This is a genomic window from Anabaena sp. TISTR 8404 (genome assembly GCF_056847745.1).
In genome coordinates this window covers 2,772,329-2,788,459 of record NZ_CP180578.1, presented here as the reverse complement: position 1 = coordinate 2,788,459, position 16,131 = coordinate 2,772,329, and the positions used below count along the sequence as shown (strand labels likewise).

At 38.6% G+C, this 16,131-nt stretch carries 18 protein-coding genes; 5 read left to right on the top strand and 13 right to left on the bottom strand.

From position 1 onward, the window contains the following. Positions 1-42 precede the first annotated feature (42 nt). From ACMX3D_RS12105 to ACMX3D_RS12095, 3 genes are all read right to left on the bottom strand, one after another. On the bottom strand, positions 43-411 hold the full coding sequence (locus ACMX3D_RS12105; protein WP_482751656.1) for a hypothetical protein: 369 nt from the start codon (positions 409-411) through the stop codon (positions 43-45). 185 nt (positions 412-596) lie between these two features. Further along, positions 597-914: a hypothetical protein gene (locus tag ACMX3D_RS12100; RefSeq protein WP_482751655.1), complete on the bottom strand. Its 318-nt coding sequence runs from the start codon at positions 912-914 to the stop codon at positions 597-599. Positions 915-1,499: 585 nt separating this feature from the next. Beyond that, positions 1,500-2,216, bottom strand: a complete 717-nt coding sequence (locus ACMX3D_RS12095; RefSeq protein WP_482751654.1) for a response regulator transcription factor — start codon at positions 2,214-2,216, stop codon at positions 1,500-1,502. Positions 2,217-2,728: 512 nt separating this feature from the next. On the opposite strand from ACMX3D_RS12095, the gene ACMX3D_RS12090 reads away from it, so the two are divergent. Both ACMX3D_RS12090 and ACMX3D_RS12085 read left to right on the top strand, forming a co-directional pair. Further along, positions 2,729-5,119: an NACHT domain-containing protein gene (locus ACMX3D_RS12090; protein WP_482751653.1), complete on the top strand. Its 2,391-nt coding sequence runs from the start codon at positions 2,729-2,731 to the stop codon at positions 5,117-5,119. Positions 5,120-5,312: 193 nt separating this feature from the next. Further along, positions 5,313-5,768, top strand: coding sequence for a rhodanese-like domain-containing protein (locus ACMX3D_RS12085; RefSeq protein ID WP_482751652.1), 456 nt, complete (start codon positions 5,313-5,315; stop codon positions 5,766-5,768). Positions 5,769-5,879: 111 nt separating this feature from the next. Here ACMX3D_RS12085 and ACMX3D_RS12080 read toward each other — a convergent pair whose 3' ends face one another. The 4 genes from ACMX3D_RS12080 to glmM form a co-directional block, all read right to left on the bottom strand. Further along, positions 5,880-6,509: a ribonuclease H-like domain-containing protein gene (locus tag ACMX3D_RS12080; protein ID WP_482751651.1), complete on the bottom strand. Its 630-nt coding sequence runs from the start codon at positions 6,507-6,509 to the stop codon at positions 5,880-5,882. 76 nt (positions 6,510-6,585) lie between these two features. Beyond that, entirely contained in the window at positions 6,586-7,122 is a 537-nt protein-coding gene (locus ACMX3D_RS12075) for a CAP domain-containing protein (protein ID WP_482751650.1), read from the bottom strand. A gap of 255 nt (positions 7,123-7,377) precedes the next feature. Further along, positions 7,378-7,917, bottom strand: coding sequence for a CAP domain-containing protein (locus ACMX3D_RS12070; protein WP_482751649.1), 540 nt, complete (start codon positions 7,915-7,917; stop codon positions 7,378-7,380). A 444-nt stretch (positions 7,918-8,361) separates the two neighbouring features. Next, positions 8,362-9,834 carry a phosphoglucosamine mutase gene (gene glmM / locus ACMX3D_RS12065; protein WP_482751648.1) on the bottom strand — a complete coding sequence of 491 codons (1,473 nt, stop codon included), beginning with the start codon at positions 9,832-9,834 and terminating at the stop codon, positions 8,362-8,364. Between the two features lie 493 nt (positions 9,835-10,327). Between glmM and ACMX3D_RS12060 the strand changes: the two genes are divergently transcribed. The 3 genes from ACMX3D_RS12060 to ACMX3D_RS12050 all read left to right on the top strand — a co-directional run bounded on the left by ACMX3D_RS12060 (position 10,328) and on the right by ACMX3D_RS12050 (position 12,908). After that, a complete protein-coding gene (locus ACMX3D_RS12060) occupies positions 10,328-11,044 on the top strand; it encodes a biliverdin-producing heme oxygenase (RefSeq protein WP_482751647.1) in 717 nt (238 codons plus the stop codon). A gap of 241 nt (positions 11,045-11,285) precedes the next feature. After that, complete coding sequence (gene cobW / locus ACMX3D_RS12055; protein WP_482751646.1) at positions 11,286-12,326, top strand: cobalamin biosynthesis protein CobW; 1,041 nt, start codon at positions 11,286-11,288, stop codon at positions 12,324-12,326. 99 nt (positions 12,327-12,425) lie between these two features. Beyond that, entirely contained in the window at positions 12,426-12,908 is a 483-nt protein-coding gene (locus tag ACMX3D_RS12050) for an ABA4-like family protein (RefSeq protein ID WP_482751645.1), read from the top strand. Positions 12,909-12,997: 89 nt separating this feature from the next. On the opposite strand, the gene ACMX3D_RS12045 is transcribed toward ACMX3D_RS12050, so the two are convergent. The 6 genes from ACMX3D_RS12045 to ACMX3D_RS12020 form a co-directional block, all read right to left on the bottom strand. Next, positions 12,998-13,219, bottom strand: coding sequence for an acetyltransferase (locus ACMX3D_RS12045; RefSeq protein WP_482751644.1), 222 nt, complete (start codon positions 13,217-13,219; stop codon positions 12,998-13,000). A gap of 59 nt (positions 13,220-13,278) precedes the next feature. Then, a complete protein-coding gene (locus ACMX3D_RS12040; protein ID WP_482751643.1) occupies positions 13,279-13,497 on the bottom strand; it encodes a hypothetical protein in 219 nt (72 codons plus the stop codon). Between the two features lie 65 nt (positions 13,498-13,562). Next, positions 13,563-13,871, bottom strand: coding sequence for a DUF3181 family protein (locus tag ACMX3D_RS12035; RefSeq protein WP_482751642.1), 309 nt, complete (start codon positions 13,869-13,871; stop codon positions 13,563-13,565). 120 nt (positions 13,872-13,991) lie between these two features. Then, positions 13,992-14,249, bottom strand: a complete 258-nt coding sequence (locus tag ACMX3D_RS12030) for a hypothetical protein (RefSeq protein WP_482751641.1) — start codon at positions 14,247-14,249, stop codon at positions 13,992-13,994. Between the two features lie 97 nt (positions 14,250-14,346). Beyond that, on the bottom strand, positions 14,347-14,730 hold the full coding sequence (locus ACMX3D_RS12025; RefSeq protein ID WP_482751640.1) for a response regulator: 384 nt from the start codon (positions 14,728-14,730) through the stop codon (positions 14,347-14,349). Further along, positions 14,720-15,925 carry a GAF domain-containing protein gene (locus ACMX3D_RS12020; protein ID WP_482751639.1) on the bottom strand — a complete coding sequence of 402 codons (1,206 nt, stop codon included), beginning with the start codon at positions 15,923-15,925 and terminating at the stop codon, positions 14,720-14,722. The genes ACMX3D_RS12025 and ACMX3D_RS12020 overlap by 11 nt, the downstream gene beginning before the upstream one ends. Positions 15,926-16,131 lie beyond the last annotated feature (206 nt).

Genomic DNA, 16,131 nt, shown 5'->3' with positions numbered 1-16,131 from the left:
CCCAAAAATAGTTGGACAGGTAATTAATCACATTTTGGCTGCTTAAGGAAAATAACATTGTTTCAAAAACCTTTCTATTTCTAATTTTTCTGAGGAGATACAATTTTGCGATCGATATTGAGGAATATCAATCAATAACTTGCATAGAGAAATAGTACAAGAGATAGCACATTTAACTAACTCGTACTCTAATAACTTTTTTTCGTAGTTACTCTGATTAGAATAATTATTGTTTTTTCCTCCATTTATCATCATAGAATCTGTATCAGATAATTCTTGTAAAAAGCTTTCATAATCATAAAATGGCTCAGCAGAAGTAGAGTGTAGTTCAGTTAAAGTTCTAGTCATTGCTTTAACTCCTTGAATAGTTATAGCAATCCTAAATGAGTTGCCAACAAATTTATGATCCATGTTCTCTGTTCACTCCCTCAAAGATTAGCTTATCAATCAACTAGGATTGCTATATTGATGTTATTGATTGTTAGCCTAGTAAATCTGAGCAGGATAAAGATATTAATTACTTAATCCTGCTCATTAGCTCATGAAATTAGGATTCAACCATCACAAATTAAATCCTATTTAATAGGGAGATGTTATTACTCACCAGCACCACCGCCACCAGGAACACCACCGCCACCAGGAACACCACCGCCACCAGCAGCACCACCGCCACCAGCAGCACCACCGCCACCACCAAGAATACCGCCACCAGCAGCGCTAAATGACTTAGCGATGGAAGCAATATTATTTAGTGCATACACACTTACACCAAATTCCAGCAATTTTTCAATGTCGGGGCCATAGCCTCCCTGTAAGTTCATAGCATCTGTATCAGCTAAATCTTGCAAAAAACTTTCAGAATCTACAAACAGTTCAGAACCAGCATAATTCAATACGGAATTTTGGGTATTCATGATTAGTTTCCCTCCAATTATTTTGGATCAAAATGTTAGTTTCTGTTTGCGATTAAGCTTTATTTGCTTAACTGCATACTTGCATTATTAGTTGGCAGCCCTTAATTTGCAAGCAAAAAAAATGATTTATTCGACCCAAATTGAATAATTATGTCGAGGTCAACATTTAAAATAAAAATTGGAATTTATATTCCAGTTTTTATTTTAAAAACCATCTTTTAATTAATAAAATTTTCCACATTTCCTTTACATATTGAATGATATTGACAGTCAACAGTTAACAGTCAAGCATCAACATGATCATGAAGTGATGATGCAATGAATATGTGTTTTAGCTAATCTGCTCAGACTGAATATGGCGATTCTAGCAGCTTTGCTACCTAAATTTACTATTTGCTCAATGGTGTATGTGGCGCATAATTTTTAAAGACATAATTAGACAAGTTTTGTCTTTAAAAAAGACATATAAACGTGTTATGACAAGTTTTAGCATTCAACTAAACAGAAGCTAAAATATTAGGAAATTCGGAGATTTCCGGTTATAAATGCTGGATTTGCTTGATTTATTATGTGATGGTAAGCGGCTCAAATATTTGTAGCTTCCGGCAATTCAAATTTATAACCGTAACCGCGAACCGTCTTAATAAACTCAGGTACATTCTGATCAACTTCTAGTTTTTTGCGCAGTTGACCAATATGTACGTCAACAACTCGTCCATCTCCCACATAGTCGCAACCCCAAATTTTTTGGATAAGTTGGGGACGACTCCAAGCTTGCCCAGGATGACTTGCCAAAAAATGTAGAATATTAAATTCCAAAGCCGTTAAATTTAGTGGTTTATCATTTAGTGTGACTTCTCTACCTTCTGGGTTAATTGCTAGTTGTTTGAACACTAAACGCTGTACAGGAGAAGGATTGATGCAACGTACACGTCTTAAAAGTGCTTGTACTCTAACTTCCACTTCTGCCAAACTAAACGGTTTAGTTAAAAAATCATCAGCACCCGCAGAAAGAATCTTAATTTTATCTTCTTCCGCATTTCTACTAGTCAATATCATTACTAAGACATTAGTACGGCTCTGCATTTCTTCGCATAAATTGTAGCCGCTGATATCTGGCAAATTCCAATCCAAAATTACTAAAGCTGGATTAAATTGGTCAAACAAAGATAGAGCTGTTTTACCATCTGCCGCAGACTCTATTTGATATTTTCGACTCAGGAAACGATAAATAAGATTACGCACACTAAAGTCGTCATCTACAACAAGAATTTTCGGATTTGTAGCAGGAAGCATAACCATAAAGTTCTAGCCTATGATTCATTCAGCAACTCGCGGTTGAGGTAGCTTTTTTGGAGTGCGAGCAGCCAGTTTAAAAAAATTTATATTACAAAAATTTTTTAGTTTTTCTTGACCTTTACCTAAGTTGATCACTTAGACATAAAACAGCTTTTTACTAGGCATTGGCACTATTCTACTGAGATACACTTAATTTTCTATTAAATTTAGGAAAACTTCAGCTATCATAGTGCATACCAAATGTATAAGTTTTGTATGAGTTTTGTATGATTTTGAAAATCAAAGTATAATCAAGTACTTTGTTCTTGAAAATAATTGGAATTTTTTGAGTATTTTCTAAGAACAGATAGCTTTCAGACAGAAAGTAAATTGCTCACCAAGCCAGATTGAAATTAATTCTAGGTATAAATCTGGTGGAATATTTTATTTGGGAAAATACAGGTATCTGTCCAGGGTGGATTTACGTACAGCTACATCCCTATGTATAACAAAAATTACTTAATACAGCTGATAGTATGACAAGCCAAGGACTAAGAGCTTCTTCGGAAGGTATCAGGGCTGCAAAAACAGCTTTAACTGACAAAACTTTAAGCCAACACAAATTAGCAACAGCTTTAGGTATCACCCGTCAACCAGTATCTAAGTTTTTTGCAGGTGAGCCAGTTTCTCGCAGTTGTTTTGTACAAATCTGTCAACATTTAGGATTATCATGGCAAAAAGTTGCTGGTCTACCGGAAGATATAACTTCAGAAGCGACGACTAAATCACAAGCTAACAGTAGAGATTTAAATACATTGGTGCAGGAAATTCGTCAAAAGCGCCAAGGCAAAATTCAAGACCAGTGCGGTACTCTGCAAATGTTGGATGTTGCTCAAGCAGTTCCATTGGTCGATATTTATACTACTGTTTATGTCTTAGAAAAAATTACTAACCAACAATGCTTCGACATAGGAGATTTGTTGAATAACTTTTGTTTTGAGTCAGGCTTTAACCGACTCGGACAAGACAAACTTCAAAGAAGATTATCAGGATTAGAAGCTGCATCACTTTACTCAAAGTTGATGGTGCTGGGTAAACCAGGTTTAGGTAAAACAACTTTTTTAAAATACTTGGCGATTAAGTGTAATGAAGGGGAATTTCAACCAAACCACATAGCTATTTTTATCAGTCTCAAGGAATTTGCTGAAGACTCTACAGTTCACAATGACTTTAGTCTGTTGAAATATATTAGCCAAGAATTTCTGAGTTGTAGAGTTGAAGCAGAATCAACACTCAGCATATTAACTGAAGGCAAAGGACTGATTTTGCTAGATGGATTAGATGAAGTACCAGCCCAAGATTTAAATCAGATTAACCGAGAAATTCGTCGATTTTCTCAGACTTATTACAAAAATAAGTTTGTGATTAGCAGTCGAATAGCGGTTCAAAAATACAAATTTCCGGGATTTACAGAAATCGAAATTGCAGACTTTGATCTACAACAAGCCGAAACTTTTATAAAAAAATGGTTTGTTGCAGTTGCTCATGAATCTAGAGAAGATGGGGAAGCTAGAGGCAACTTATTTATTCATCAACTGCATTTACCAGAAAATCAGCAACTACGAGAATTAGCTACAACACCAATTTTACTACATCTAATCTGCTTATTCTTCCAAGCAAAATCTGAATTTAAATTTAAACCTGCTAAGTTGTATGAGCAAGCATTGAATATTTTAGTAAAGCGATGGGATGAAATTCGAGGTATTCAAAGGTATTCAGTTGACTGGTATTTTAACTTTGTTAATATAAAAAACTTAGTTGCTCAAATTGCGGCTTTTACTTTTGAGCAAGGAAATTATTTTTTTGAACAAGAAAAAATTTCATTACTAATATCTCAGTATTTAAATAAACATCATTATCTTTTTCCTAACTCCTCACAAATGAGAACTCGGCACTTGCAAGATAGTGAAAAAATACTGAAATTACTGGAAGTACAGTATGGTTTATTAGTTGAGCGATCGCAGGGAATTTACTCTTTCTCACATTTGGCTTTGCAAGAATATTTAACTGCCAAAAATATTGTAGACAATTCCCAAGAGCAGTCCGTAAATCAGCTAATTAAGCATATAACTGATAAAAAATGGCAAAATGTCTTTTTGCTGACTGTGAGTATGTTACCGACTGCTGATGAAATGCTACATTTAATGAAACAAGAAATTGATTTTTTAGTAGCTAATGAGCAGACAATTCAAGATTTTTTACTATGGTTACATCAAAAATCTAACTCAGTTAATACTCAATATAAACCAGTAGCTATCCGGGCTTTTTATCTAGTTTGTGTTGGTCGTTCATTAGAAGTATTTCTTAAAGGTAATAATTTTCCTCAATTCCAAGTTTTCTGCCATTCATCTAGCTACGGTCTTGAGCGTGCTATTATCGGCAATTTAGCATTCAACCCTGAACTTGCTATTGATGAGTTTCTTACTAGTACTTTTGCCTGTGCTGCGGAACTAGAATTTGCTTGTAACTATATCTTGAATGATGCTGTTGTTTTCGATTATGCTCATGCTTTAAATATTGCATTTGATAAAGCGCTAAATTTGGTTGTTGAATCTAAATTTAAACAATGTCTCCACAATCTTAAAAAACAATTGCCAAATGGACATAGCCATCCTCATAAATTTCGCAAGTGGTGGATAGAACACGGTAAATTCTGGAGTCGAAAATTTAGAGAACTTTTAATTAAATACAGAAATATTTGTCATGATTGGCAGTTTAATAAACAGCAAGTAGAATTACTTCAGCAATATTATAATGCCAATAAATTATTAGTAAATTGTCTGAATAATTCTTATAATATTACACCTGGAATTCGGCAAGAAATTGAAGAAACATTGCTGTTGGCGATCGCAGAGAGAAAAAATTAAATTATATATGATTATTAGCAGGCATTTTTTTTACTTTGATTCCTTATTTAAAATATTTTGAAAGTGCCATAAATCTGGAAAAACCAACTAATATACCAGAAGAAAGACTTTTATAACATTCATCCCAAAGAAAGAGCAATTAAATAGCTTGCTCTCGTTAAATTGCTGTTAGGAAGTCAGTTAGGGATATTTTATGACTAATAATTTAGTAGGCGGTATTATTCCTCAACAGCCAACTATAGAGCCTCAGTCTGATGTTCATGTCCTGAAGTCGCGCTTGGAATGGGGCGAACCAGCTTTTACAATTTTGGATGTACGCGATCGCCAAGTATTTAACGAAGGTCATATCATGGGAGCAATGCCCATGCCAATCAATGAATTAGCTGAGCGAGCTGTACCATCTATAGATAAAAGCCGTGATATCTACGTTTACGGTAGCAATGATGAAGAATCTGCTCAAGCTGCACAAGTTCTGAATTCTGCTGGTTTTGAGCATGTATCTCAACTCAAGGGTGGTCTAGCTGCATGGAAGGCAATCGGCGGCCCAACAGAAGGTATCGTTGAATCTAGAACTCCCGCAGGTGCAGACGACTATAATGTTGTAGCTCGTCTGAAAAATCACACAGAAACTCAGAAAAAAGAAGTCTAGATTTTTGGTTAATGGTCAATAGTCAATGGTCAATGGTCAATAGTGTATAAGAGAATGTTGACACAAGTTTTAACTATGGACTTTTGACTTTTGACTATTGACTCTTCACTACTAATGTTCAAAGATTTCTTTGAACTGTAATAAATCTAATGAAACTATTGTAGGTAAAACTTGAAAGCATTCTTGTGCGAGTTGCCAACGTTCTTCTCGTTTGAGCATTTCACTCAGCTTGTGCTGGACACTGATTAAATAGCGGACATCATTGGCAGCATAACTTAATTGCGCTTCAGTTAAATTCGCAGCATTACCCCAATCAGAACTTTGGGCGCTTTTATCAAGTTCTACTTGTTCTAACTCTTGTACTACATCTTTTAGTCCGTGACGGTTAGTGTAGGTACGGGCTAACTTACTCGCAATTTTTGTACAAAAAACAGGCTGAACGTCAATATCCAAGTTGTAGCGTAAAGTCGCAAGGTCAAAACGAGCAAAGTGAAATATCTTCAGTACATTCTTTGCTTCGAGAAGTTGTTTTAAATTTGGGGATTGGGTTTGGCCTCTGGCGATGCGAATTGCTGTTACTTTACCTTCCGAGTTGCACAGCTGCACGAGACACAAGCGATCGCGCTGTGGTAATAACCCCATTGTTTCTGTATCAACAGCGATTGTCTCAGATTTTAAGTACTCACTGAGGGTAGAGTCATTAATGTCGCGATCGCAAACCTGAAAATCTGGTAATGTCATGAATTACTCAACAATAAATGCAGTGTCTTCCACAAAAGAATACCCTTAGACACTACATAATTTCAGCAACTCAATATTATCTAGTCAGCAGAAAAATCTGCGTTAAGTAGACTTCTCCTTGTTGATTAGTCGCTACACCAACCCCAGTCAGGTTGTATTTGCCTTTGATATTCTTCAAATGTCCAGGACTCTCTAACCAACCAATCACAGCTTGGCTGGCAGGATTACTGTATCCTTGATTAACTGCAACATTTTCACCTGCACTATTGAAGGTTATCGAAGTAGCCCTAACGCGCTTTTCAAATCCGTTATGGCTAAACGGCACTTTTCCCTTAGCCATGTTTTGACTGTGAATCCTTGCTTGTCGGGAAATATTGGCATTCAAGGTTAACTTTGGCAGTTTTTTAGAAACTCGATAGCGATTTATTTGTTCAAAAACTGATTTCTCTAATGCAGCCGTGTTAAAGGTTGTAGTTGATGAGGCCAGCTGACTAGCGGCAATCTGTTGAGTGGTGTTGTTGGTAGATGAGTGGCTTGGTATGGGAGTAGAGATAAATCCACTAGCAAGGACAAGCGTACTTAAAGCGATGCCAAAAGCAGGTTGTCGAAACATGGAGAATTACAAAATATAGATGAGTAAGACCTATACTCTACCTTCGACTTCCCAGAATATGTAACAGGATATTATTAAAAATTGCTCAAATCCAGAAAATAAGGGACTATACGCTAGGGTAAAGAGTTTTTTAGATTTGTTTTTTGGTCTTGAGATTTTCTAAAAATACCGCAACACAGACTAGAAAAAAATTTTGGTGCGGTGCGTTACGCAAATAAAGTAACGCACTGCAAGTTTTAACTGAATGTTATTGTTCTATCGTGAGAGGATAAATATCTGGGTAAAGTAGACCGCACCTCTGTTATTTGCAGCAACACCAATGCCTGTGAGGTTGTAATTACCTTTGATATTAGCCAGATGTCCTGGACTTCTCAGCCAGCCTTGTACAGCTTGGGTAGCCGGATCTCTATATCCCTGGTTGTAAGCAACATTTTCAGCAGCTCCTCTGTAGGGAATAGTAGCTGCGATCGCTTGAACTCGCTGGCCAAAACCATAATGACCAAATCCAACTTGACCACTAGCCATATTTTGGCTGTGAATCCTGGCTTGATTGTCAATAGTAGAGTTACGAGTTAATGGTGGTAGACCTAGAGAAGCTCGATATTGATTAATTTGGTCATAAACCGCAGCTTCGAGTGCAGCAGTATTCACAGTAGATTGTGCCAGTTGAAAGCTTTGGCTGGATATTTTTGCAGGTTGCACAGTAGCAGTTTGACCTGGTGTAGAAAAAGCGATCGCACCCCCAATCAAGGCCAGAGTCGCAACACCAGCACTGTAGATTTTATTCCGAATCATTAATAGGTAGCCCTAAACACACTGAAAGTAAACTTCCAGACAATTTACCGGACTCATGTAAATTGAACAAATGCTCTATTGGTTGGCATCTGGGGATTTATGCTGCCATATCTTGCAATACTTCCAGCCAACTTGCATATTCATAAATTTCCATAGTTCATCATTCTCTGGTTAGAGAAATATTAAAATTGGTAGGAAAATTAGAGCCTAAAGATAGGGACTTCCAATTAAAAAAATAACCGGGAGTAAAGAAAAATCTCATTAAATAAATTGGGTCATTCATTCTCTGGAAGTCCCATATAGCAGGGAACAGGCAGGAAAGTCTGGTGGTGTCGATGTTTGAAGATTATGGCCCTAATACAAACTTAACCCCCGTCCCCTTCCCTTGTAGGGAAGGGGAGTAATACCATTTCACTGCCAGCTACTTTTCTGAACTCAGGACTCTTACGCTAAATGTTGCTGGACTTTAGCAACCAATTCATTTGTCCAATGTTCGGCGAGTTCGGCATCAGCGGCTTCAACCATGACTCTGATGACTGGTTCTGTACCAGAGGCGCGGACTAAGATTCTGCCAGCATCACCCATTGCGGCTTCGGCTAAGGCGATCGCATCTTGAACAGGTTGGCAATCTTTCCACCCTAAACGGCGATCGCGATCTACTACTCTGACATTCTTCAATAGTTGGGGATATGTCTGGAAGCTTTGGTCGATTAATTCCCCTAGGGAAACACCAGATTGTTTGACTAAGTTGGCTACATGTAAGGCTGTTAATAACCCATCGCCAGTAAACCCATAGTGTCTACACAAAATATGACCGGATTGTTCGCCACCCAGCATTCCGCCAGTCCGCAGCATTTCTGCTTGCACGTATTGATCACCAACAGCAGTGCGAATCAATTTACCACCTTGTTGTTGCCATGACCTTTCAAATCCTAAGTTGGCCATGACAGTGGAAACTATCAAGTTATCTGGTAGTTGTTGCTGTTGTTGCAGCTGACGACCCCACAGGTAAAGGATATAATCGCCATTGACTTGTCTGCCAGTGTTATCTACGGCTAAAACGCGATCGGCATCACCATCAAAAGCAAAGCCTATGTCTGCATGATGTTCTTGAACTGCGGCTTGCAAAATATCCAGGTGAGTGGAACCACAATCAACATTGATGCGATCGCCATCTGCGGCATTATGTAAGCAGATAACTTCTGCCCCCATTTCCATAAATACTTGTGGCGCTAACCCAACGGCTGCACCCCAAGCCAAATCTAAAACAATTTTCATCCCTTGCAGATTTCCGTTATGCTGCAAGGGTTGTTTCAATGCTTGGCTGTACTCACTCACTAACTGCGGACGGGAATAATGTCTGCCGCAATTACTCATTCCACCTACAACTGCTAACTTACCGCGCAATCCCGCTTCAATTTCTGCCTGTAATGCTTGCGGTAACTTCGCCCCATCCGCACCAAAAACTTTAATCCCGTTGTCTTCGGGTGGGTTATGACTAGCAGAAATCATCACGCCGCCAATTGCTTCACTTATGCTGGTAAGATAAGCAACGCAGGGAGTAGGACATAATCCTAAATACCAAACTTCGATTCCGGCGGCTGTTAACCCGGCACTCAAAGCCATTGCCAACATATCGCTGGAGTTACGAGAATCTTGTCCGACAATTACTGGTCTTGCTTCACCTGCATGGTTACGTAAAACTACACCTGTCCAATAACCTATTTGTAAAGCTAAGGGCGCATTCAGTAATTCTCCTACTTTTCCCCGAATTCCATCTGTACCAAACAGGGGAGTTGCTGGTAGTGATATCAAGCTAAAAGCTAAATTCTCGTCTATGCCTTTTTCACAATTAGTAGATTCACTGACAGAAAGACCTCGGATGTTGCCTTGAGTTCGAGTTATTGATGAAACCATAATTTTAAACACCCCACACCGTAACACTAGAAAATATTACTTTACTCTCTATTCAACAAATTCAAGTAGCCATCATAAAACTGCATAGAACAAATGAAGCAGAGATGTTGAGGCTAGAGAGTATGATTTTTTTACTCAGCACTCAGCACTCAGCACTTTTTACTAACTATATAATCGTTTTTCTTTCTCAGAATCTATTACCAATAGACTGAATTAAGTGAAAATCTCTAAAATTTTTCTGAGGTTTGTAAATTTTTTATACAAAAAAATCTGGCGATCGCTTTCTTGATCATAAATTTTCCGCTTGGCGATGAGTAGAAAAATTACATATTCGCAGCCTCAGACAGCTTCACAAAAGTATACACTTCCATTGCTTAAAAAATTTTAATATAAATTCTCATCAAATAGTTCTAATGTAACTTTTTAATGACCTTTCTTAGCCGTTCGTAAATCGGAACCTCGGTATATCCCTTTAAAGGTGAGAAATTTTAGTATGAGCAGCAATTTAGCCAGCAAGTTGCGTGTCGGCACTAAAAAAGCCCACACGATGGCAGAAAATGTAGGTTTTGTCAAGTGCTTTTTAAAAGGAGTGGTAGAGAAGAGTTCCTACCGCAAATTAGTGGCTAACTTTTACTTCGTCTACTCGGCAATGGAAGAGGAGATGGAAAAGCATCGCCAGCACCCAATTGTTTCCAAAATTAATTTTGCCCAACTGCACCGCAAGCATAGCCTAGAGCAAGACCTAAGCTACTATTACGGTATTAACTGGCGCGAGCAAATCAAATTATCGCCAGCGGGTGAAGCTTATGTGCAACGCATCCGCGAAATTTCTGCGACAGAACCAGAATTATTAATTGCTCATTCCTACACCCGTTACTTGGGTGACTTATCTGGGGGACAGATTCTCAAGAACATTGCTGTGACAGCGATGAATTTGAGTGATAGCCAAGGAACCGCCTTCTATGAATTTGAGGAAATTCCCGATGAGAAGGCATTTAAAGCTAAGTATCGTCAAACATTGGACGAACTACCCATTGATGATGCTACAGGCGATCGCATCGTGGATGAAGCCAACGCTGCCTTTGGGATGAACATGAAGATGTTCCAAGAATTAGAAGGCAACTTAATTAAAGCTATTGGCATGATGTTGTACAACAGCCTCACCCGTCGCCGGACACGCGGCAGCACCGAACTAGCTACGGCTGAGTAAATTTTTGTAAACTAATCTTAGTTAATTCTGGGGGCAGTTTCCCTGGGGTCATCTTATCAAGAGTAAGGCGATCGCAAGGAAGTTGCCCCATTGAAGTATGAAGGGTGAAGTATGAAGGATGAAATTATTGCTATGTGACACTTTAGCCTTTAGTCCTTCATCCCCTAAACTCAACAAGACCACTAGAAGCAAAAACACTATATACTTCATACTTCAGACTTCACAGTTCATACTTCTCAAAATGGCTACAAAAATTCCTGTCACCGTGATTACAGGCTTCTTAGGCAGTGGTAAAACCAGCCTGATTCGCCACTTATTACAAAACAACCAAGGTCGTCGCATCGCCGTTTTAGTCAACGAATTTGGCGAACTAGGTATTGATGGCGAATTATTGAAATCCTGTCAAATTTGCCCTGAAGATGAAGATGGCGGGAGTAATATTTTTGAGTTAACCAATGGCTGTCTGTGCTGCACAGTGCAGGAAGAGTTTTATCCCACAATGCAAGAGTTAATTAAACGCCGGGATAGCATCGACTGCATTGTGATTGAAACTTCTGGGTTAGCTTTGCCTAAACCACTGGTTAAAGCCTTTCGTTGGCAAGAAATTCGTAACGCTGCAACAGTAGACGCAGTAATTACCGTTGTAGATTGTGCAGCGGTAGCTGGCGGGACATTCGCCAGTGATTTAGAAGCGATCGCCGCCCAACGTCAAGCAGATGATAGCCTAGAACATGAAACACCCTTGCAGGAGTTATTTGAAGACCAACTGGCTTGTGCAGACTTAGTGGTGTTGAGTAAAACTGACTTAGTAGATGCAGAAGCGAAAGCACAAGTTGAGGAATTAGTTAAACAAGAATTGCCCAGAGTGGTGAAAATGGTAGAGAGCGATCGCGGTCAAATCCATCCCTCTGTATTATTAGGATTGCAAGCCGCTGTGGAAGACAATTTAGATAGCCGTCCCAGCCATCACGATACAGAAGAAGACCACGACCACGACGACGAAATCACCTCAACACACGTCATTTTAGACCGCGCCTTTGACCCAGAAAAACTCCAACAACAATTGCAAAAACTTGTCCAGCAACAAGAAATTTACCGCATTAAAGGCTTTGTCGCAGTTACCAATAAACCCATGCGCCTAGTTATGCAAGGTGTAGGAAACCGCTTTGAAAAATTTTATGACCGTCCTTGGCAAGCAGCAGAAGCAAGGCAAACTCGCTTAGTTTTTATCGGTCGTGATTTGAACTCAACAGAAATAGAATCACAACTTGTAGCTTTGTAAATTAGTCTACTTTTGCTATTTATAGCAATAGACATCAAAATACTTTTAATTCTGTAACCTGTAACCTATCACCTGTCACCTAATCTACCTCTTCTTTTTATGACAATCTCTCAATTGTTTGACATTGCCAATCTGTTTGTTTTGCCTTTTTGGGCATTAATAATTCTCCTGCCCAACTGGAAAGTTACAAGGCGAATCATGGAGTCATACATTCCATTTCTGCCCTTAGCTGGAGCATATTTATATTTGTTTATCACCAGCATTACACCAGAAAATGCTCAAGCTTTATCAAATCCCCAACTAGCTGATATTGCTCGATTTTTTGCTGATGAAAAAGCCGCTGCAACAGGCTGGATTCATTTTTTAGTAATGGATTTGTTTGTTGGGAGGTTTATTTATTGGGAAGGACAGAAAACCGGAATTTGGACAATTCATTCTTTAATACTTTGTCTGTTTGCTGGGCCGATGGGAGTGCTATCTCACATCCTCACTGCCTGGATTACTAAAGCAATTTCTCCCAACTTTCAAGCTAATGAAGCAGCTAAATCATCAGAACAAGCTGTATCATCTACTAATGGTTAATTAAAATTAAAATAATGGGTAATTAGATTTACCTAATTACCCATTACAAGAATTCTTAACTAAAAATCAAGATTTCTTTAATTATGTAATCAAGAAGCTTTAACTTTACTACGATAGTTAGCATCTAACCAACAGCGAGGTAAACTTTCACCAGAGGGAAAAACAAGATTTGCTTTTTCAAAAGAATCAGTATCTTGTTCTTCTTGACCTTCTTGGTCTTGTCCGTGAACGATATTAATATTCGGGTCGATTAATTCCTGAATATCAGTAATTTTGACTAAATCGCTGGTATTTTTGATTTGGAGAAACATATAACTAACCTCCTCAAGTAGATGTAAACTATCCACTGCAAAATTGAATAGAGAAATAATTACTTACCAGAAGTCTCGACTAATTTTTTAAAGTGCATATATGCTTGTTCTGGTGTCAGCGGTTGAGATTCTTGTTCGTTAGGAATGTAGTATTGCCTGCTATCAGCAAAATAACGTACAACAAAACTAGGTATCAGATTTAACTGTAAAGCTTTTTTGCCTAGTTTATCTGCTGTTTCTGCTAGAGTATATCCATCATGAAACTCATAGCCAACCATACTTTTCACCTCCTAAAAATAGGGGTGCTAAAGAAGTTATTTTTGAGACTATCAAAGTCTAAAAATTATATTTCGCGTTGAAATTTTTCTAAAATATCCACCAAATTTACCTGACATTGCAAGGGCAGTAAATCTATGAGTGCTAGTTCCCTTCTGCCACCGCCTATCTTCACTGGTATAGATTCCAGCACTGCAATTACGCGGTCTTCATTGACATTATTAGAAGTAATTAAAGGATACAACTGCTCAGCAACAACAGTATGCAGTTTGGCATCCGATAGATAAAGATGCCACTTCGCAATATCTATGTAAACATTTTCACCAATTTCCGATGCTAGGGCTTCTAGTAATTCTGCGGTGTTAGTTTTAGCCATAAAAATCACCCTATATTAAGAAAGAGCGCCAGCTCTCAACCTATATATTATTATTGCTCAATTAATCAAGCTAACTCTACTCCCACAGGTTACAAATGCCCTAGCATCAACTGTCCATCTTCAGGTGGATTTAGGCGGTGTGGATGAATAGTTAGCGATCGCAGCAATATAAACTAGATGCAGCAACAAGATTACTCCCCAACCTGCGGTCAACAATGGCAACCATTCCCAGTTGGCTGCTTTCAGGTTATGGAAAAACCAAAGACCAGAATTAATTGTGGCTGCTACAGCGACATGGACAGCAAAATTCATCCGGTCATCTAACTTACGAAATTCCGGGTCATTGCGATCAGGTTTGCGAGGCCAACGAGGAGGCATAAATATTTGTTACAGATTTCAACATACTTGATTATTCTAAGGTCTTTAGGAGTGCAGTTGCTATTACTAACTTCTTTTTGTCTCAATCTCAGCAACTTTAACCTAGAGAATTTTTGTAAGCAGACTCTATAGTTTTTAACAACTGTGGAATGTCATAGGGTTTAGAAATAAAATGAGCAATTCCCAGGGATGAGGCTAATTCGTCTAGATAGCCGTGTGCAGTGGCTAACACGATTGCTACATTGATACCTTGTGCCTGGAGTTGCTGATACACTTCAACTCCTGTAAGTTCTGGCATTCTATTATCTAAAATTAATAAATCTGGCCGTTCCTGAATCACTATTTCTAAAGCTTCTTTACCATTTTTGGCTTCCTTTACCTCCCAACCTTCCTCTTCTAAGAGAAAACTCAGCATAACTCGACTATCATCGTCATCGTCAGCAATCAGGACTTTGCGCTTTCCCGAATTTTTACTGTTCATCTTTAATTCTTGTGATTGGTAGATAAAAAACCTGCGAGGTTGGTGCTGATTGAGAGATATTAAAGACTGGAATCACTAGAAAACTGATTTGCGCTAACTCAGAATTGGGAATTTTATGGACTACTACTTTAACTATTCCACCTTTGCCTGCATAATCAAAAGCTTGCAGAAAATAATGCAGCAGTTGGCGTAAAAGGCTTCTGGGGTCAGCAACTACTGAGATTGGTTCGTACCAGTCAGTAACTACTTCTACCTGACGAATGGCTACTTCTGTTGACAGAAGATCCACTAAATTGGATATATTATCAGTCAATGATACAGGTTGGAGTGTTCCAATCTCAAAGGATGCTAAACTTCGCCAAATTTCCGCACGGCGACGAAATATTTGAATTGATTTTTCAGCCTGACGCAGCAATTGCATCGCGTAGTCTAGACGGTTAACTGCGACCATCCGCGAAACGACTTCTAGTTTTAAACGTGCCGCTTGGTGTGCTTGAATAATATCTTGGCGTAATTCTTCGAGTGGTTGATATTCGTTAGGATGAGATTCTAAAACCCGACGCACATCTTTTTCTAAGTTGGCAATTAATAATTCTGCTTCGACTCCACCAGATGCACACACTAATATCTCTTTCAGACGTTGTCTAGCATCTGCACTTCGCAGGGAGATACTTAATACTCCGATAATTTCTTGTTTGTCATCACGTAGAGGAATTCCCTGACAGGTAAACGGATGAAACCCATCAATAAAATGTTCTGCACTAATAATTTCTACATAATCTGTTTCTGCTAATGGCGTACCGATCCCATTAGCACCAGCTACAGCCTCCGATAGCAAAGAACCAGGACCAGGAAAAGGTTCTGGCCCTTGTACAGTCTGTTTATCACCCACTACATCCAGCACGATCGCATTCTGATCTCCTAACATAACTGCATGACGATCTGTACCAGCGGCCTGTGAGAGCATCCGAATATAAGGAGTAGCGACTTGAATCAAAGTTTGCTTTTGTTCTCTCAACCGCTCTGTAGCTAGGTTTGATAGTTTTTCGGCTTGGAGCGCGTGCGGGTTAGCTCCTTGTAAATGCGATCGCTCCCAAGCACGATAGATAGTTGAGCGCAATATCTGCGCCGGAATTGCACCAGTAGATTTGTATATTCGTCTTGCTTCTAATACATCAATTTCTGGAGGGGACATAGCTGGAACCTCCCTGAACTTTTTAAGCTGTTATTGCAACTTTTTTATAACTTTATTAACCTCTGAATATTACTAGATTTACGTCCCAAAAAAAACTTAAACTTTTATTGTGTAATTAGTTTTTTTATATCTGAAATTTTTCCCTAAAATCTCATTCATGCTGCAAACAATCATCGAATTTTGAATTTATAACTATATTGAAAAAA